The organism is Pseudoalteromonas rubra (assembly GCF_005886805.2).
GTDB classification, from domain to species: domain Bacteria; phylum Pseudomonadota; class Gammaproteobacteria; order Enterobacterales; family Alteromonadaceae; genus Pseudoalteromonas; species Pseudoalteromonas rubra_D.
This window is the reverse complement of record NZ_CP045430.1, coordinates 1,159,846-1,178,709: the sequence shown is the minus strand read 5'-3', so window position 1 is coordinate 1,178,709 and position 18,864 is coordinate 1,159,846. Positions and strand designations below refer to the sequence as shown.

General features: G+C 48.4%; 19 protein-coding genes. 8 read left to right on the top strand and 11 right to left on the bottom strand.

Annotation, left to right across the window (positions count from 1 at the left end; genetic code table 11):
• Positions 1–12 precede the first annotated feature (12 nt).
• Positions 13–447, bottom strand: a complete 435-nt coding sequence (locus CWC22_RS23755; RefSeq protein WP_138536950.1) for a hypothetical protein — start codon at positions 445–447, stop codon at positions 13–15.
• On the bottom strand, positions 437–2,557 hold the full coding sequence (locus CWC22_RS23750; RefSeq protein ID WP_138536952.1) for a TonB-dependent receptor: 2,121 nt from the start codon (positions 2,555–2,557) through the stop codon (positions 437–439). Before CWC22_RS23750 ends, CWC22_RS23755 begins: the two co-directional genes overlap by 11 nt.
• Positions 2,558–2,745: 188 nt before the next feature.
• Between CWC22_RS23750 and CWC22_RS23745 the strand changes: the two genes are divergently transcribed.
• On the top strand, positions 2,746–3,603 hold the full coding sequence (locus tag CWC22_RS23745; protein WP_138536954.1) for a LysR family transcriptional regulator: 858 nt from the start codon (positions 2,746–2,748) through the stop codon (positions 3,601–3,603).
• Between the two features lie 21 nt (positions 3,604–3,624).
• On the opposite strand, the gene CWC22_RS23740 is transcribed toward CWC22_RS23745, so the two are convergent.
• From CWC22_RS23740 to CWC22_RS23730, 3 genes are all read right to left on the bottom strand, one after another.
• Positions 3,625–4,104: a hypothetical protein gene (locus tag CWC22_RS23740; RefSeq protein ID WP_125560288.1), complete on the bottom strand. Its 480-nt coding sequence runs from the start codon at positions 4,102–4,104 to the stop codon at positions 3,625–3,627.
• Between the two features lie 109 nt (positions 4,105–4,213).
• A complete protein-coding gene (locus tag CWC22_RS23735) occupies positions 4,214–5,023 on the bottom strand; it encodes a hypothetical protein (RefSeq protein ID WP_138536956.1) in 810 nt (269 codons plus the stop codon).
• Positions 5,024–5,076: 53 nt separating this feature from the next.
• On the bottom strand, positions 5,077–6,423 hold the full coding sequence (locus tag CWC22_RS23730) for an amidohydrolase family protein (RefSeq protein WP_138536958.1): 1,347 nt from the start codon (positions 6,421–6,423) through the stop codon (positions 5,077–5,079).
• Positions 6,424–6,685: 262 nt separating this feature from the next.
• On the opposite strand from CWC22_RS23730, the gene CWC22_RS23725 reads away from it, so the two are divergent.
• From CWC22_RS23725 to CWC22_RS23705, 5 genes are all read left to right on the top strand, one after another.
• A complete protein-coding gene (locus CWC22_RS23725; protein WP_138536960.1) occupies positions 6,686–7,093 on the top strand; it encodes a GNAT family N-acetyltransferase in 408 nt (135 codons plus the stop codon).
• A 14-nt stretch (positions 7,094–7,107) separates the two neighbouring features.
• Positions 7,108–7,530, top strand: a complete 423-nt coding sequence (locus CWC22_RS23720; RefSeq protein ID WP_138536962.1) for a VOC family protein — start codon at positions 7,108–7,110, stop codon at positions 7,528–7,530.
• Between the two features lie 98 nt (positions 7,531–7,628).
• Complete coding sequence (locus tag CWC22_RS23715; RefSeq protein ID WP_138536964.1) at positions 7,629–8,231, top strand: hypothetical protein; 603 nt, start codon at positions 7,629–7,631, stop codon at positions 8,229–8,231.
• A gap of 169 nt (positions 8,232–8,400) precedes the next feature.
• Positions 8,401–8,790 carry a disulfide bond formation protein B gene (locus CWC22_RS23710; RefSeq protein WP_138536966.1) on the top strand — a complete coding sequence of 130 codons (390 nt, stop codon included), beginning with the start codon at positions 8,401–8,403 and terminating at the stop codon, positions 8,788–8,790.
• A gap of 107 nt (positions 8,791–8,897) precedes the next feature.
• Positions 8,898–9,704 carry a PhzF family phenazine biosynthesis protein gene (locus tag CWC22_RS23705; RefSeq protein WP_125560301.1) on the top strand — a complete coding sequence of 269 codons (807 nt, stop codon included), beginning with the start codon at positions 8,898–8,900 and terminating at the stop codon, positions 9,702–9,704.
• Between the two features lie 38 nt (positions 9,705–9,742).
• Here CWC22_RS23705 and CWC22_RS23700 read toward each other — a convergent pair whose 3' ends face one another.
• Positions 9,743–12,871, bottom strand: coding sequence for an efflux RND transporter permease subunit (locus tag CWC22_RS23700; protein ID WP_138536968.1), 3,129 nt, complete (start codon positions 12,869–12,871; stop codon positions 9,743–9,745).
• A complete protein-coding gene (locus CWC22_RS23695) occupies positions 12,868–13,959 on the bottom strand; it encodes an efflux RND transporter periplasmic adaptor subunit (RefSeq protein WP_125560305.1) in 1,092 nt (363 codons plus the stop codon). The genes CWC22_RS23700 and CWC22_RS23695 overlap by 4 nt, the downstream gene beginning before the upstream one ends.
• Before the next feature lie 77 nt (positions 13,960–14,036).
• On the opposite strand from CWC22_RS23695, the gene CWC22_RS23690 reads away from it, so the two are divergent.
• Positions 14,037–14,339 (top strand): hypothetical protein, encoded by a 303-nt coding sequence (locus tag CWC22_RS23690; protein WP_138536971.1) that lies wholly within the window; start codon positions 14,037–14,039, stop codon positions 14,337–14,339.
• 4 nt (positions 14,340–14,343) lie between these two features.
• On the opposite strand, the gene CWC22_RS23685 is transcribed toward CWC22_RS23690, so the two are convergent.
• From CWC22_RS23685 to CWC22_RS23670, 4 genes are all read right to left on the bottom strand, one after another.
• Positions 14,344–15,051, bottom strand: a complete 708-nt coding sequence (locus CWC22_RS23685; protein WP_138536973.1) for an SDR family NAD(P)-dependent oxidoreductase — start codon at positions 15,049–15,051, stop codon at positions 14,344–14,346.
• A gap of 696 nt (positions 15,052–15,747) precedes the next feature.
• Positions 15,748–16,080 (bottom strand): DUF3325 domain-containing protein, encoded by a 333-nt coding sequence (locus CWC22_RS23680; protein WP_138536974.1) that lies wholly within the window; start codon positions 16,078–16,080, stop codon positions 15,748–15,750.
• The gene (locus CWC22_RS23675) at positions 16,077–17,639 is read right to left on the bottom strand and encodes a PepSY-associated TM helix domain-containing protein (RefSeq protein ID WP_138536975.1); all 1,563 of its coding nucleotides are present in this window, start codon (positions 17,637–17,639) and stop codon (positions 16,077–16,079) included. Before CWC22_RS23675 ends, CWC22_RS23680 begins: the two co-directional genes overlap by 4 nt.
• Before the next feature lie 2 nt (positions 17,640–17,641).
• Positions 17,642–17,938, bottom strand: a complete 297-nt coding sequence (locus tag CWC22_RS23670) for a hypothetical protein (RefSeq protein ID WP_138536976.1) — start codon at positions 17,936–17,938, stop codon at positions 17,642–17,644.
• 231 nt (positions 17,939–18,169) lie between these two features.
• Between CWC22_RS23670 and CWC22_RS23665 the strand changes: the two genes are divergently transcribed.
• On the top strand, positions 18,170–18,739 hold the full coding sequence (locus tag CWC22_RS23665; protein ID WP_125560316.1) for a uracil-DNA glycosylase family protein: 570 nt from the start codon (positions 18,170–18,172) through the stop codon (positions 18,737–18,739).
• The last annotated feature ends 125 nt before the right edge of the window (positions 18,740–18,864 follow it).

Sequence of the window (18,864 nt, the reverse complement as noted above, 5' to 3'; positions counted from 1 at the left end):
AAGGCTTCGGGTTTACTGGATTGCCGGGCAACTATTGACGATGAGCACTTGATTAAAATACCGGGTGATTTTGTCATACCCGGCTGGTGCAAGGTGACTATGACCCGCACTTTGGACACTGATGTTGGCGATCTGAATATCAAGGGTGAAGGTACTGCCATCCATGAGCCCCTCGCTAAAGTAACGGGGCTGCCAGCTCTGAATATCCAGGGTTTTGAAAAAGGTCAATGTGTGGCTGAGTGTTTCCGCGGAAATGCGTTGTTCACACACAGAGGTGGTTTTGCCTGAGTCGACTTTACTCAGGCTCAACATTTGATGATCGTAATACAATACAGATTTGTTTCTGTATGAACCTGTCTCAAACTGAACGTGCTCTGCCGCGAGCGGCCCTGATGTGAGTAACATCAGGGTGCAGGCGGGGGCCGTGTATCTGTGGCTAGAAATCATAGCTGATCCCGACATATGCCGTACGTGGCATGCCGGGTTGGATACGGGTTCTGCCAAAGCGCTCCTCGTTTTGCAGCGCATAGGTTTTGTCGGTAAGGTTGGCAATTCGGGCGTGAAGTTTCACGCGCTTGTTGAGCCGGTAGTTAGCCTTGAGGTTAAACACCGTATAGCCCGAGTAAGTATCGGTATTTTCTACGCTCAGGTAATAGTCGCCGATACTCTTGGCTTCAGCGGTGAGCCTGAGTCCTTTGATGGCCTGGCTGGTGTAGTTGAGCCTGAAATTGGCTACATATTCCGGTGCCATGTGCAGGCTATTACCCGACAAATCTTGCTCCATCGATTCGCCAGTCTCACGGTGAACTCGTCCCTCATCGCGAATGTAGTGACGGAACTCATGGTTGGACTGGCTGTAGGCCAGCGCAGCAGAAAATGCGCGGTTAAACTGGTAGTTCAGCCCAAGCTCAAAGCCCTGATGTCTGACACTGGAAGCGTTGACCCGGTATGAGGCGCCCAGATCGCTGAATGCCGTGACAATGGCATCGTCTACATCCATCAGGTAATACGCCAGTTCAATCGACAGTGCATTCAGATTAGCTTTGTATCCCAGCTCATAGGTATCGGACGTTTCTTCTTTCAGACTCCCCAGTTGCGCACTGCTTTGGCGACTTTTGAGGTGGTACATTTCAGGTGCGGTAGGCAATCGCATTGCGTTGGCGAAGCGCGCATAGACACTGGACTGCTCGTTAAGCAAATAGTTCAGACTCAGCTTAGGGCTGAGGTGGCTAAAGGTATCTTTACGTGAGGCAATGGAGCGATTGCCAAAGCCATCGTCTTTGTATTTTGGCAGAGCATTGTCAAACTCATATTCACTGTGGTCAAAACGCGCGCCCAGAGTATAGCTCAGTGCATCAGTAATATAGCCCAGGTGCTGGATGTAAGGTGACACGCTTTTGAAGGTGGTGGTGTCATCGTAGAACACATGCCCTTGAGGATAAGTTGCTGCGCCGCGTCCGGTGGTGATCCGGGTGGTGGGCTGGAATGAATAGGTATCTCCGGAAGTATGCTCCAAATCAACGCCCAGGGTTGTCTGAGCACTGTTTTGGTGAGACCAGCTGGCCAGAGCCAGCAAGCCGAATGTAGTGACTTCTGTTTCTTCTACCGGCATATTGGGTTGCCAGGTGGCAAGGTGTTCCAATGTGCGGTGACGCGCGTAAGGGATAAGGGACACGCTCAGGTTTTTGTCCTCATACAGATATTCAGTGCTGAGGCGCACATAATCTGTGGTTCTGCGCGGATCCAGAGCGATCACCTCGTCAGGCAGACCAGACTGAGATGGATCCTGTTCAAATTGTTCAATGCTCAGTGTGGTCAGGATCTGCTGATCAAGTGATGAGGCAATCAGTGAGGTGGTCAGGCTTTGCTTGTCGTCCAGCTGATATTCATGGCGCACGTCCAGCTCGGCTTTTTCAACAGCGTTATGGTCTCGCCAGCCGTCATTATCCAGATAGGCCGCCGATACGCGCAATCCACCTTGATTGTCGTCCAGCCAGGTGGTGCTGCCGTTAATGCGTGAATAGCCATGCTCACCCAGTGTGAGACCGAGTGAATTTTTTTTGGCTGTCACAGGCTTAGATAAAACGTTGACGGTTGCAGCAACGGCTCCTGCGCCATGTAAACTGGTACCTGCACCTCGTAGTACTTCGAGGCGTGACAGACCAATGTTGCTGGTGGTCCACCAGAGTGCGTTATGGGTATAAAAAGCAGCAGATTGCAGCGGGATATTATCCTGCAAGTATAAGGTATAGCCGTCAAAGTTTATCGGCATACGCACGGCTGCGTTGTGTCCTTGTCCGCCAGATAACTGATTTATCAAAACGCCCGGTATGGTTTGCAATGACTCTGAGATATGTTGTGCATTGTCGTCAGCAATGGTTTGTTCGGATACCTGACCCACACTCAGCGCCAGATCGGTATTTGCTCTGGCTGTACGGGTGGATGTGACCGTGATTTTTTCAATCTGGTCGGCACCTGCTGTGTCAGCAGCAACCTGTGCTGAATAGACCTGTAGCAAAGCTAACGTTAATGCAGAAACAGTCAAACCGGGTTTCATGAACACCTCTTTATTCGTTGAAGGAGCTGGATAATAATCCTGCCATGCAAAAATGTACAAATTATGCGGTCAGTATACGGTGGTGTCTTTGTTGTCGATCTTTGTCAGACGGAGTAAACCAAGTTGGGTACATTGGTAAAAAATGTGTTAACTTTTATTTTTGGATGATAACTTGTTGACTATGAGCTATGCCCCATACGCCGAATTTTGAGGATATACGCTATTTTATTGAAGTTGCCAGTACGAGAAACTTGTCTCGTGCGTCTGAGCGCCTGGGGATCACCCAGCCCAGCGTGAGTGCGGCGATGAAACGCCTTGAGCAGAATTTTGGCACCGATTTGCTGGTTCGGCATAAAAATGGTGTGGTTCTGACCAAAGCGGGTGAAGTGCTACAAGCACAGGGGCTGCGCTTTATGGCGGATTGGGCAAAATTGAAATCGAATGTCTATCAGGCAAACAGTGAAATGGCAGGCACATTCACATTGGGGTGCCACCCTTCGGTCGCATTATATACTTTGCCCCATATACTGGGACCTTTGAAAACTAAGTTCCCCTATATGGTATTCAATCTGGTTCATGACTTGTCGAGAAAAGTCACAGAGCAAGTGATCAGTAATGAAATTGACTTTGCACTGGTGATTAACCCTGTCAGACACCCAGAGCTGGTGATCCAAAGCTTGTTGTTTGATAATGTCACCATTTGGCGCGCTGAATCTGTTGAGTGCACTGAGCTGGGAACGTTACCTTTGTATTGCGATCCTAATCTGAAGCAAACACAGCAATTGTTGTCGTCTACTGCTGACTTTTCCCACCAAATAATTGCATCTAATAACCTTGAGGTGATCTCTACTTTAGTGGCCAACGGGCTGGGTTTGGGTATCTTACCTGAGCGAGTTGCCAGACGCGCACCTGCGCCTCTGGCAACGTATAATCCAGAGATCAAGCCTGTTCAGGATGAACTGTGTTTTATCTATCGAGCAGATAAGCAAAACCATGTTGTTAGTGTGCAGTTACATCGTGAAATAAAACGGCTGTTAGATAGCTGATCTATGCTGTACTTGTTCTTTTTATAGTTGGTCACAATCAATGGCGCTCACGATGGCGTGTACGTCTGGGTTATTTGAGAGTTTTTCAAACAGTTCACCAAAGGTCTCGCCTCCTTTCGTACGTATTGTGACAACGGTGCCGTAATAGTATGTTGTCAGATCAAATGTGTAAGTCATCCCGGCGCGTGTTTGCGTGCCCAAAGCAAGTTCTGTGGAGCCATTACTGTCAGGAAAGTAATTGTCTACTATCAGATTATCGGCCAAAATCTGATAATTGCTGGTGTAGCTGTTACGACTGTTTAGTGCGATACCAATCCCGCAGTTGCGATCATGTAGTTGTGGGTAAACAACAAATAGTTCGGCTGTCTTGGTGTCTTTTTGTAGAGTTGCAAAATCGCCACTGCGTTTTATCCAGTCGCCCGCATCTGCTTGTGCATTAGATACTAAGGTCAAAGCGGTTAATGTCAGCGTGCGCAAGGTGTATTTGATTGTCTGCTTCATTGTGTGAACTCCTGTTTTGTTAGTTTTCCCAACTTTAAAAAAGCCAGCTAAATTAATAAAATAGAAGTCATCAATGTGTGTGATAGACAAACCTAATGGTTCAATGATCTCATTCGTGATGCTGTAACTCATTGGCCAATTGTTGTGCCCGAGTAATTTCATCGAGTGTCATACGCTGTTCCAGATATTGCCTTGTCCACTCAACGCGACTATACACCTCACTGTCCTGGCGGGTTTGCAAAAAGTAATGGCTGTAGGCCAGCGCCTGAATATAGTCTTGTCCGCCTGTATCAGGGTCCAGATATTGATAGCCACGGATCAGCTGTAGGATCGCTTTTTCTCCACCTAGCAATGCGACTTGCTCAGTCACTTGATACTTTTGCGCGGTGAATGCTTTCATGCGGGCAACCTGCTCATCTCTGGTAAGTGTGCTGAATTTCAGTGCCTGATGCACTTCTGTCGGGGCAAGTCGCCAAAGTGTATCGGCCGCTTCATCAGAGCCCATTTGGGCTGCTTGCATCAGTTTCTCTACATAGTTTTCATCACGGTTGGTGTCGCCCAGACAGCGCTGATATCGAGCTTTCATGGTTTCGACTATCTCGTGTACTTCATCGCGCGATAATGCCTCATCGAGCCATTGATTGAATGCTTTGTCTGTACGCGGTACGTTGCGACATTGGCGTACTTGTACGGCCTCCATAAACAGTGCTTCAGGTGACACGGTCTGCACTTGTTTCTGTTCGGGTGGTTGACTTGTCGTGTTGATGGTTTTATTTGCTCGGTCCGGGTGTTGATCCTGTTCGACAATGGGCTCTGAAATCTTGATGTTTTCGGCGCTATTGTGTTCTTTTGGGTAAAACACCACAGTACAAATAGCAAGGCAGAGGCCTGCAAGCAGGCCAATATGTGTACGACGCATTAAAATACTACCTGTTGATGAAAGGCGCCGCATCATTGAAGCGGCACCTGGGATTAAAATCCGTTTTTAAGTGCCTGAACTCGGTCTACGACTTTGCCCTGATGGATCACCGCATGTATTTTTTGGGTGTTCTGAATACTTTCAATCGGTGAAGCATCCAGTATCACAAAGCTTGCCTGAGCCCCTGGTTTTAGACTGTTGTCTATTCCCAAAAAGGTACCTGCCTGTGTGGTTGTCGCTGCCAGCGTCTGCCAGTTAGACATGCCTGCTTCGCTCAGCTTTAGCATTTCTCTGTGCACTGAATAACCCTGGATGGTGCCATAATTACCAGCGTCTGTTCCGTTTAAAATAGTGACACCGGCTTTAACTAACTCGGCCAGGTTGGCAATTCTTTGTGTATCCTGGTTACGCCACTTTGCTTCTCTGTCTCCCCACTTCTTCATTGTTTCTTCGCTCTGGTAACCTGCAATGATGGCTGGGGTGGTCATAGCCTGAAGCAGCTCAGAGGCGATCACTGTCTTGTCGAACAGAAAGTCTGTTAGATCGGTATGAACTGTCATGGTCGGGATCACCACCATTTTCGCCGCTGCAATTTTATCTGCCAGTCCTGTCGGGATCGGTGTGCCGGGCATGTGAGTGAACGCTGAGGCTCCTACGTCGATGGCATCGATGACTTCCTGCCAGGTTTTAAGGTGGACGATGGTTTTGATCCCGAGTTTGTTGCTTTGCTGGACGATGGCAGCAAAAGTGGCTTTATCAATCGAGGGCTGATCGTCACTGGGTTGGTAAACCACTTTAATCACGTCGGGCTTGGCTTTCGCCAGACTTTGCACCTGAGCGACAGCCTCTTCCGGGGTTGACATAGTGCGTGTTTCCAGGCCGTATTCTGTGCAATGGCCTTTTGGTGCGGTCAGACAAGATAAACTGCTGTGGATATCGGCACCAAAATAGGTGCCTGCTCTTTGCTTTGTGCGTGCGTCTATCAGGCCTTGCTCATCGCCAAATAAGTCGACAAATCCGGTGACACCCGCATACAGCACGCGCTGGGAGATTTTTTCAGTTCCGGCAAAATCTGATTTGGCATAAGGAGCCCGATTGCCAAACGCATGAACATGCATGTCGATCAGCCCCGGGATAAGCCAGCGGTTATTCAGGTTGAGTGTCCGCCCTTTAAAGTTGACCGGAGGCGCTGGGTATTCAGCGGCTATTTTACCTTGTTCAATCAGCAAAGCACTGCGGCGGATCTCTTGTTGTTCGACATCGACAATCTGAACCTGAGTAAGTAGTAATGCATCGGATGACATGAACTGTGTTTCAGCTGCGTAGCTAAATTGTGCACTTAAACACATGCTGATGGCGCCACCGAGTAAGCCTGTGAGTTTTGGAATTATTGTTTTCATTATCAGGGTCCTTGAGCAGAAAATTGTTTTTTTATTAGTGTTATATCCAACACCATAGTGTGCCGATGTAACAGATAGTGTGCAACGTTAAATATTCTGAATTACCTAATGTAAAGGGGGTTGACGCAATCTAAAAAGGTGCCGGCGCACGTTCAATATGACCGAGATTGATTTTGTTACTGTATAACATTTATTTTCGTTTAACTGTTTTTATATACAGTATTTTATGGTTTACTAAGTATCTAAATAGGAGACGAAAACGATGCTAGAATTAATACAACAAGTACCTTCTGCCCAGGAATATTGCGATATGCGTGTTAAGGCCGGGCTCTCGCCAAAGTCGCTGGAAGCGGCTGAAATTGGCTTACCTAATACACTTTATGGGGTTTCGATCCGCGAAGGCGAAAAGTTGATTGCGATGGGCCGGGTGGTCGGTGACGGTGCCTGTAATTTTGAGGTGGTCGATGTGGCAGTCGACCCAGCTTATCAGGGGCAAGGGCTGGGTCGCCGTGTGATGGAATCGATTGATGCGTATTTGTCGTCTGTGGCATTGCCCGGATCTTATGTGTCCATGATTGCTGATGAGCCGATATTTTACGAGAAACTGGGGTACAGACTGGTTGCACCAAAGAGCCAGGGTATGACCAAGAAGTTTCAGCCCCGAAAATAAGCTTAAGGGTCACTATGAAACAGAACATTGCGCACGTTGCGCTGGTGGTTAACGACTACGACGAAGCGCTCGACTTTTATGTGGGTAAACTTGGGTTTGAGTTGATAGAAGATACCTATCAGGCCGAGCAGGATAAACGCTGGGTCGTAGTGGCTCCCCCGAATTCTCATGGGGTGGCTTTATTGTTGGCAAAAGCTTCTAAACCCCGACAAAACCCCTTTATCGGTGATCAGGCTGGCGGTCGAGTGTTTTTGTTTTTAAGTACCGATGACTTTTGGCGGGATTATGAACGGATGAAAGCCAAGGGAATACATTTTGTGCGTGAGCCCGCTACGCAGGACTATGGCACTGTCGCTGTGTTTGAAGATCTCTATGGTAATTTATGGGATCTGATCCAATATGTTGATGGTCACCCTATGTCGACCAGATGCCGCTAGTTGTAGCGGGACTGGCGAGTAATATTTGCTGCTGAGCATGGGTAAATAGCGTGCACTCGCGAAACCATCCAATGTCGTATTTTTTGGGCTACATAACAATGATAAAAGTTGATTACTCTCAGTATACTCAAGCTGAACTTCATGAAGCGCTGCAACAAATCACGCCTGATTCAGAGCACTATTCAGCCCTGCTCGCTGAAATAAATGCTCGTCAGGAAGAAGCCGAATTGCACGAACAACAGCGAGTGGAAAATGGGCCCCAAAATGCTGAAAGGCGTGTGAAAGTCATTGGGTATATACAGCTTCTGGCTGCATTTGTGATGACGGTCGGGCTGATATTTGGGCCGCTTACGTCATGGTTATCTTTTATTAGCGTGCCTTTTATCCTGCTCAGTGCTGCTGCGGGTTATACGGCGATTAAAGAGCAGGCAAAGTGGTATTGGTTATCAATACTGAATCAGGGGTTACAGGTTGTTAGTTTTTCTTTTGGCGTACTTAATTACAAGTATACGGGGCTTGGCGGAATTCAAATCGGCTTCACCTGGTTGAAAGACTTTGAACTGTCTTTTGGTATTTTATTTTCTTCTACCGTTCGCTTGACTGGTAACGCTGGCGCGTTTTCTTTAAATGCGGTTCAGATAGATGTGCTTGCGTTGGTATTGATGATTGCCTTGCTTACGCGAAGAGAGCGTCAGCAATAAGCCAGCCCTGAAGTGGCTGTTCGGGCCGCTTATCTGTTGCATGTTATCTTTCTTATTCCTTAATCATCTTATTTATACCTTTAACGAATATGTGATATTATATCTCGATTGTGCTGTATGAGCTGTTGACTGTAATCCGGATAGCTCGTTGATTAAGAAAGGTAAATGTATGTTATTTGAGTTAGAAACCTATACTCGCCATGCCAAGTGGCTGGGTCTGTTTGCGATTGGTGTGTCCATCCTTGCCTGGACGGTTGAGCTAATGGGTGTGGTTTATGTCTGCCCTTACTGCCGTGTGCAACGCACCGTAATTGGTCTGCTAGGACTCATTTTGTTCACCGGTGCTGCGCGTCACTGGCTGGGTAAATATGCTGCACTGGTATTTGGTTTCTTTGGTGCAGTTGTTGCGGCAAATCAGCATTTTATGGGTTGGAAAAAAATCTCGGCTGGTAAGTTTGAATTCAATGATACCCTTATCATTGATCCCTTCTTGCTGTCGGGTCTCGCAATGACGGCTATCATCGGCCTGGCTTGGTTGATAACCCGACAAGAAAAGTGATTGTTTCCCGCTTCATTGTGTTTACTATGGGTCACAATGAAGTGATTTGATTGAGCGTGCTGGCGCGACCGTCGGAGTGTCAGCATGCTCCTTGTTAAGGAAGCATGATGAAGTATGACATATACATAGTAGATGCCTTTACCCAGGCTCAATTCAAAGGTAATTCGGCCGCCGTAGTCCCTGTTAATCTATGGCCGGAAGACACCACAATGCAGCAGATTGCTGCTGAAAACAACCTCTCTGAAACCGCTTTTATTCGCGCTGTTGATACCGCATCAGGTCATCAATTTGAGATCCGCTGGTTCTCTCCGCTGACAGAAATCGCCTTTTGTGGTCATGCGACACTCGCTGCTTCGTTTGTGATTTTTAATCATTTAGCTGCCCAGGGCGAGATCACCTTTCTTACTCGCGAGGTGGGCCCTTTAACCGTTAATCAGTTGCCGGATCAGCGAATAGAAATGAGCTTTCCGAACCAGCAGCCTGAACCTGTTGCACAAGCTCCCGCTGTGTTATTGGAAGGCTTGTCTGAGCAGCCTGTAGAGGTGCTCAAAAATCGCCAGGCCTACTTTGCTGTGTTCGATCAAGCCGCCTCGGTAGAGCAATTGACATACCATAGTGAGTTGCTCAAACAGTTGGCTCCGCTGGATGTGGTTGCAACAGCACGGTCTGACAATTATGACTTCATTTCTCGCTACTTTTGGCCTGCCAATGGCGGCGATGAAGATCCCGTAACTGGTTCCATTCATGCAGGGCTGGCCCCTTACTGGGCAGAGTTATTGGGTCGCGATGAATTGGTGGCTTATCAGGCTTCGCAGCGTGGTGGAGTATTACATTGTCAGGTAGCAGGCGAGCGGGTTTTGGTATCCGGGTTTGGGGTATTGTATTTGCAGGGGACTATTTTCGTTGCTGATTAAACAAAGCCCGAAGTATGGCACTTCGGGCTAAGGTGTTTTTAGGCTGGCTTTTCATCCTTAATCACCGCCACCAGGAGTGCCGGCAAAAAGGTCAGGCTGAGCAGCGTTGAAACCAAAATACCACTGAGTACGATAATCCCTACGCCACGATACAGCTCGGTACCCTCACCCGGTATAAGCACCAGAGGCGCAAGACCAAAGATGGTGGTGGTGGTTGACATCAGTATCGGCCTCAGACGTTTTGCAACAGCCTGCTGAACAGCTTCTTTGACCTTCAGCCCCTGCTCCAAGACGTAGCGTCGGGTCTGATCTACAATCAGGATTGGGTTGTTCACCACAGTGCCCAGCAAGATCAAAAAGCCCAGCATAGTGATCATGTCAAATGGCTGGTGGAAGGCACTGAGCCCCATTGCTGACAAGGTGCTGTTAATGCCATTGACTGTCACTAACCCTAACAATCCCCCGGCCATACCCAGAGGCACAGTGGCCAGAATAAACAGCGGATAGCGCCAATGTGTGAAAATAGCCACGAGCAGCAGGTAGCTCAGCACCAGCGCAATGACAAAGTTACCAGAGAGTGATGACTTGGTTGCTTCCAGCTGGTCCGCTGCGCCACTGATATTAACCTTAATACCCTGAGCAATCTTGCCCTGCTGCCAGAGGTTAGGCAATAGTTGTTGACGTACTATCTGCTCGGCGGTTTCCAGTGCGACGTCTCTCGGTGGAATGATGTAAACAGTGACGGTTCGGTTGCCATCAACGCGGCGCACCGAATTACTGTTTTTACTTTCTACCAGATCGGCCAGCGCGTTAAGCGGCAGTACTTGTCCGTTAGGTGTGATGATCGGGGTTGTTGACAGTTGCTCTATGGTCTGGCGATTGCCCGCGCCACTGAACAGGAACATGTCGACCTTATCATCGTTGAGGATGAACTCATCAACATATGCACCATCACTCATCGCGGCCACCGCATAACCAAAGTCGCGGTTATCGAGCTCCAGTTCTGCCAGACGTGCCCAGCGGGGCTGGATCTCTATCAGTGGCTGGTCGAGCGTCAGCGATCTTGGGTCTGAGTTAATTTGTGGCTTATCGAACAGCTTGTCTGCTTCTGCATATACCGCTTCTGCGGCGCTGTATAGATCCGTGATATTTGCACCGGCAATATCCACTGCCACGGCTCGTGTACCACCGTCATTGCTGGAAATGATAGACCCTCTGGCCGAGAAAGCGCGCATGCCCTCGTAGCTTCTGAACTTGTCTGTGATGGCACTCATCATCTGATTAATGTGTTCCGGCTCTACCGGTGCACTTAAGAACCAGATCCGTCCAACCGATACTGACATGGCGTAGTATTCAAGCGGTGGCATTTCTGTATTACCAGCCAGAAAATCACTGCTATCTGCCTGCACATAATCATCAAAATAGGCGCGCAGCTCAGTACCAATTTTTTCCATCTCAGTCAGATTATAGTTGGGCGGCGCAATCATCATAGAAAAGGCTTTGGGCTCCTCCCCTTCTGGCAGATATTCTGCTGCCGGCATCAGCGTGGTCGCCAGGCCCATGATCACGATAATGAAAGCGGCACTGGCAATGCGTGCCTGGGTGGTGGTGCGGGTAAACAGTTGCGACAGCTTGAGCCAGTAGCTGCCCAGTTCAACCTGACGCTTTTCTTCCAGGTCCTGCTTTTTGCCAAAATTTGCTAGTGCGACGGGCACCACAAAAATGGCGACAAGCATAGAGGCAATGATGGCACCTGATATGGCAATCGCAATGTCTGAGTAGAGTTGTCCGGCTTCTTGTTGCACAAATAAAATAGGCGCGAATACCAGCACTGTGGTGGCAGTTGACGCCAATACCGCAGGCCAGACTTCTTTTACGCCATTAATCGCGGCTAAGCGTCGGCTGATCCCCTCGCGTTTGGCCTGAACGATAGATTCTAACACCACGATGGTGTTGTCTACTGTCATCCCGATGGCAAAAGCAACACCGGCCAGAGAGATCACATTGATGGTACGGCCAAAGCTCATCAGGGCAAAAAATGCAGCGATGGTACATAATGGGATCCCCATAACACCAACCAGGGTTGCCCGTCCTGATCGCAGGAAGAAGTACATGACCAAAGTAGCCAGTAATGCACCCAGCGCCAGGTTGGTCCAAACGTTTTCAAGCGAGCTTTTCACATAGCGCACATCGTCACTAAGCAAGGTCAGTTCGAGGCCATTTTGTGCCAGTAATTGTTGGTTAATCTCTGCAACGACCGGGAGCATTTGTTCTTTGATGTCGAGTACATTTGAGCCACTCTCACGACGCACCGACAGGCGCAAAGTACGCTCGCCATTGGAATAAGACACACCGCGGGTTTCGAAGTGATCGAGCGTTACATTGGCAACATCTTTAAGCAATACATTGGCGTTGCCGTCGCGTTTTATGATGAGGTTTTCCAGTTCACTGAGCTGCTCAAAGCGGCCAATGACGCGCAGCAGATAACGGCTTTCACCACTTTCTATGTCACCGCCTGAAGTATCCCGGTTACGGTCGCGGATCACGGTTCTGACATCGCTCAGGCTTATACCACGCTGAGCCAGACGTGCAGCATCAACCTTAATCTGGATCTGTCGTTGTGCACCGCCACCAATGCGAACCTCGGAGACGCCTGTGACACTTTCCATACGAGGCCGGATATAGTCTTCTGCGTAGTCCCGCAGTAGATCCATGTCTAGCTGTAGTGGGTTCCCTGGCTGTGGTTTGAGCAGGAAAAACATAAAGGCATTGCTGGAAAAGGAGCTGGAAAATAGTCTTGGCTGATCGACGTTTTCCGGATAGGCGGGCACCTGGCTGAGCGCATTGTTTACCCGAATAAGGGCGTCATTGACCTCAACACCAAAAGGGAATTCCAGCTCTATAGTCGCTTCGCCCATTTCGGCAAACGAGATCATACGTTGCAGATTTGGCAAACTGCGCAGATAGCGCTCCTGCTCTATCAGGATCTCTTTTTCCACATCTTGTGGTGTTGCACCAGGCCAGCCCGTTTGTACGGTAATCGTTCTGACTTCCAGGTCCGGGATCATCTGCACGGGGATGTTGAGCGCTGAAACCAGGCCCAAAATGGTGGTGATCAGCACCACCACGGCCACCAAAGTGCCGCGTTTTACCGCTGATTCTATCATTGTAGGTTACCTGCCCTGGCGCTTATCTGAAGTTGTGTGCCTTCTTTTAACAGCTCAATGCCTGTGGTGATCACTGACTCACTGCCTGTCAGGCCAGTCACGGCAACATAGTCTGGTCGTGTTGCTGTGATGGTAACCATTTTACGTTTCGCCGTATTGTTATCGGCAATAAACACGCTGCTGCCGCCATCCGGATGCTGCTTTACCGCCTTTTTAGGGATCCAGACCGCACCGTCTTGTGCGTTCAGCAACAGATCAGCCTGGGCGGACATACCCGGGGTAAATTGAGCATGGACAGCCATGGTATCGGTCAAATCTATATGTGCTGTAAAGGTTCTGCTGGACGGATTTGTAACAGCAACGATGCGGCTGATCTGTGCCTTGATGGGTTTAGCTGCGTTGATATCGGGCGTGACCATAACCGGAAGATTAGGTGTTGAGCGCAACAGTGGGAAGTACTCCTGTGGCACATTAACTACTATACGTAAGTCCGATTCTGCGACCAGAGTAAAGAGTTGATTGCCCGGTGTGACCCACTCTCCCATGTCCACGGAGCGTTGTCCAATGACACCTGTAAAGGGGGCATACAGGGTGTGACGATTGAGTCTTTCCTGGGCCAGAGCCACCAGGGCTTGCTGTTTTATTTTTTCCGCTTTGGCATTGGCCAGAGCAGCGGTACGCTCGCCAATCAGCGTTTGTGCAACACTTTGTTTTTTAGAAAGGGCTTCTACTTCATCGAGTAGTCGCTGTGCTTCCTGAACCGAAATTTTTGCCGCTTGTGCCCCTGCTCTGGCCTGCGCCAGGTTCAGTTCGGCCAGTGTGGCATCCAGTTTCAACAGTGGTTCGCCCTGAGTGACGTTGTCACCCACGTCAACGAGCAAAGTTTGCACCAACCCAGATTCCTGGCTGGCCAGTTGTGCATGGTGTCTGGCTTCTACAGAGCCGCTGAGGGTCATCACCCTAGGTTGCTTTGTTGCACTGGGTGTGTAAACCTCAACTTGTGTGGTTTGCGCTGCACCCGTGTGGCTGTATAACAACACGGTGGTGAGCAGTATAACGCTTGCGATAACGCGTGCGGAAATATGCATATAAGCCTCTAATGATAATAGTTTTCATTTAATTCTATGGGTCTTTTAACCAACAAGCATGTGATTTGCGATTAAACATGAGATTTTTGCTATTTATGGGCTTACTGGCCTCCTTTGCGGGTTTGGCAGGTATGGCAGACTGCTCCGATGCTGATAAACGGTTTGTCCATGAGCAGGTCAGTAGCCCTACATTTGAAGAAACAAAAACAAACAGAATGTATAAAGTGAAGCACGGACAAGTGTGTGTTGTAGGTAATGCATTGGCGACTGACGGCATGCGTTATTTTTTGTATACGATTGGGCCCTCTGTTCGTTATATCGCTGTGCATAACGGGCTTAACGGACACGTGCAGATGCACGGCCCGTTTAGACCTGAGTGATCTATTACCAGGTAATTGCAGATCCATCATAGCTATAAAACCCCCCGGTGTCTGATGCGTGTTTGCTCTGTATCAGATCAGTCAGGCTCTGTGCTACAAAATCGGCAGAAAAAAGCTTGCCGGGTGGCACATTTTTCTGAAAAGGTATGGATAAGGCGGTGTTGGTTGTGCCTGGATGAAAAGCCAGGACACAGCAATTAGGTAGTTTATAACGCCATTCAATACTGATGGTTTTGAGCGCCATGTTCAGCGCCGCTTTGGCACTGCGGTAACTGATCCATCCACCCAGCTGATTATCTGAAATGCTACCGATCCGGGCTGACAGAGCAACGAAGTAAGTCGGGTGTTTTGCTTTCAGTGCTTTTGCAAAGTGCTTGGCCAATAACAGTGTTGGGAGCGTATTGGCTTTGAGGTTGTCGTTAAAAAAGTCAGGGTCAAATTCCTGAATAGACTTCTCTGGGAGCTTATCAGGAGTGTGCAGCAGTCCGGTGGCATTAATGAGTACATCGACCTTAGACAGTTGCGCAGCCAAAGCCCTGACGCTTTCTTCCTGGCTCGCATCGAGGTGGAGCCATTGGACGTTTTGCGGTGATATTTCGGGTCTGGAGGTTCGGTAGGTCGCGTATATGTGGGCTTCGGGTTGCTCACTGGCATAGCGATTAACCAGTGCCTGTCCGATACCGCCTGAACCGCCTACAATCAATATGATCATGTGCTTTCCCCTGCGCTGACTATTTTAATTTGTTGTCTTTATTAAACGGACACTCCTGTGGATTGGATCTATACAGTGAGATCGGGTTTTTACCAACTCAGCCAGTATGACAGGCATCGGTAAGCCCAATGAGTCGACAGATCGTTATTTTACTAACTGATGCATTCTGCTGGATCACGTATTAACTAACATTATCGTCATCCAGATCAAAGTATTACTAACCTAATCCGGTTCAGATCACGAATTTACTAACTCTAAAGGCATTTGGCAGGTTTTTGGTCAACGGATCAGTATTGTTTCCTGTAGTGACTATTTTTAGGTGGGCAGATGGCGAATAAATCAGGTTTTTGGTGACTATAGATCATATTTTTACTAACTACTTGGTAAAGCGATCAGCACTGAGATCAGTAATTTACTAACTGCTTTTGTTCCTGGATCGTATTTTTACCAACTAAGAAGCGTCATTTTGAGTCAGAGATCATCATTTTACTAACGTTCGACATGCATAGCGTCACTCAGAGCGGGTTTTTTACTAAGATCCGGGTGTATCAAAGTGGATGAGAGCAGCTCAGGAGGGATTTTTGAGCAAGTTGGTAATTTTTTGCTCCAACGGGCTGGAAAATTGACTGAGTTGTTGTATCTATCTGTTTGATTTATAGCATGAGTAGGGGCTGAACTAGGCTCAGCCCCTGGTTTTTATAACATGGCAAGCACAGCCATAATGAGTGTGGCTGCAGGGAGTAGGTAAAATAGTGATCTTATCCAGCGTGGTCGGAAGGACAGCATGACCGCCATCAGTAAAACGGCGAGGGCCATCTGGCCGCAGAACATCAGGCTGCCGTATCCAACGGCCTGGCTGATATCGATAACCAGAGTTAGTAAAAGCATGATCCAGGCTGAAAGTAGATATCTTTTACTCTGGATCTGGTCGGGTCTTGCCCCAAACACCGCTTTGTAGTGCGGTGTCTTAGCCAGCGCAAAGGCCGTGAAGCTTGAGAGACATAACAAGGTCGCTATCAGATACATCATGCAGCACGCTCCTTGCGGGCGCGCAGTGGCTGAGCTGATTGAAGCTTTTTACTCTGCCAGAAAAATACGCCTGCGGCTAACAGAGCCAGTATATCGAACATAGCCAATGACCACTGACCATTGCTTATGTAACTGATTAAATTGCCGTGTGTTGTAAGAGCATTGCACAAGGGCAGCATGAGCCAGGCAAAGGTATTGGCAAGTGCCAGAGTATGCCAGCCTTGAGTATTTCGCCACTTAGCGGCAAACAGCGTTGCAGCAGCCCAGATCAGGAAAAATGCCAGTACTTCCTGATCGGCACGACCATTGTTACCGACAGGCAGGAGCCGATTGGCGTAGAAGAATGCCGCTGTAGCCAGTGGCAGGCCCATGATGGCTGCCAGGTTGAGCGACTCGACCAACTTGAGACCAAAACTGGCTGGCTGAGTGGGTTTTTGTCGCTCTCGGATCCGTTTGGCCCACATAACACAGCCACTGGCAATCATAGCGCAGCCTGCCAGGCCACAAAGAAAGTACAACCAACGCAAGCCGGGAGATGCCAGACGTCCGGTATGCATGGCAATCATACCGCCATATAATTGAGCCGCAGTACTGTTTTCAAGGTGCACAGTGTTCAGGAGTTCACCCGTTTTGCCTGAATATAACCAGACTGCTTGCTCGTCTTTTATTTCACTGCGGTTCGCACCGTAAATTTTCATTACTGCCGCTGCATCCTGAGGGTGATCTATGATGATGCGAGAAATAGGTTGCTCTGGCCAGTTAGTAAAAAAGTGATCTAACGACTGTGAAAAAGCCGGATCGGTCAGTGTCTGGTTGCTCAGCTGAGGGCGCTGTCGTTCCGGGTAAAATTCTTTTCTGAACTCTTTAACCCCATCGCCATACACAGTTTGCGCCGGATACGGGAAAAGCGTAAAAATAAGTGTGATCAGCCCTGTGTAGGTGATCATCAGATGAAATGGCAAAGCCAGTACTGAGCTCAGGTTATGTCCATCGAGCCAACTGCGACTGCCCTTGCCCGCTCTGAATTGGAACATATCCTTGAAAATACGTTTGTGGATCACAATGCCTGAGACCAGAGCAACCAACATAAACAGGCTGGCCAGACACACTATCCAGCGCGCGGTGGTACGGTCCATATAATGTAAGTCAAAATGCAGACGATAAAAGAAGCTCCCGCCTTTTGACTCCCTCGGAGTCACGGGAATTTTGCTATCGGCCGCCAGGTTATGGCTGACCCAACTGGCTTTTTCGCCTGGCTCAGCATAGGGCAGGTGCGAGACGCGCAGTAGCGAGTTGCGCTCAGACGGCAAGCTGATCCACCATCGTGCTGCGTCAGGCGCTTCTGAGTTCAGGCGTTCAAAGCCGTAGTCCAGTAGCGCTTGTTGTGAACTCTGAACTTCAATGCTGTGGGGGTGTAGCTCAGGTTTGCTCCACAGGGTAATTTCCTGGCGGAAAAAGCTTAGCGTACCCGCAAAAAACACCAGCCACAACAGCCAGCAAAAAAGTAATCCGACCCAGGTATGGAGCCAGGTCATAGAACGAAAAAAACTGTCTTTCATTATTATCCTCTTAATATCAGGATCAGCAGCCATTGCACTATTGCGAGCAGCAGTAAACCACCACAGAGGAAGCGAAGCGATTTTGTTGCGAATACAGCGATAAAAATAAGGCAGTGAATGACTACACTCAGGCACACGCTGAATAACACGGCATCAACTTTGGAGACAGGCAGCAACAAACTCATTAGGCTGATAGAAAGCGCGGTGCATGCATACCCCCCGAAAATAGCGAGTGCAAACCGGGTAACAACATTTATGCGATAGGCTGTAAAGTAAGCAAAGTAAGGCGATAGCGACATACTTGTTCTTTGATCAAAAATAGGGAGGCGAATTATCACTGAATCGCGCTATAAATAACAGTAATTATCATTAGCAAATGCGTTAAATGTACAAATATTAATGCCAAAAGGAATATCAAATTCCTGTTGAGTTAAACCCTGGGTAATTAGTGAGCACGCGCCTGCACCATTTTATTGGGCTAAGACTGATATACTTATTAGGGGTTATCGCGTTGTGAGGAGAATTTAAACATGGATATCATTGAGCGTGTCCGGCAATGCACTTTGTGTCGGGGACAGTTGCCTTTTGAACCGAAGCCGGTGATCCAGGGATTGCCTGCGGCGAAAATTCTGATCGCTGGTCAGGCTCCTAGTTTGAGTGTACAAAGAACGGGAAAACCATTTAACGATGCCAGTGGTAAACGGCTCAGAGAATGGTTAGGGGTCACTGAGGCTCAGTTTTATGATCCGGCCTTATTCGCGATTGTACCTATGGCGTTTTGTTATCCCGGTAAGGGCAAATCAGGCGATTTACCTCCCCCCAAAATCTGTGCCCAGACATGGCGGGCCCCTTTGCTTGAGGTGTTTAATAACATTGAGTTAACTATTTTAATTGGTCAATATGCACAAAGCTATCATATCGCTGAGTTTGTTAGTGTGTCTCAGGCTGTGACTGAATGGCGCACAGCTTTGCCCGGGCAAATTGCACTGCCGCATCCCAGTCCACGTAACCAATTATGGGTCCGAAAACGCCCCTGGTTTGAAGCTGAGGTGTTACCCGCATTAAGAACCCGAGTTCGGGAGGTGTTGTTGTCTTTTTAAACAGTCGAAACCCAGCGTTTATATGCCCTGAGACAGCATTATGTAAATAATTGGAAAATGAATTAACTCATATGGGTTGCTATTTGGTACTGTATCGCTCATAATTTGGGGTGAGTTAGAATTAC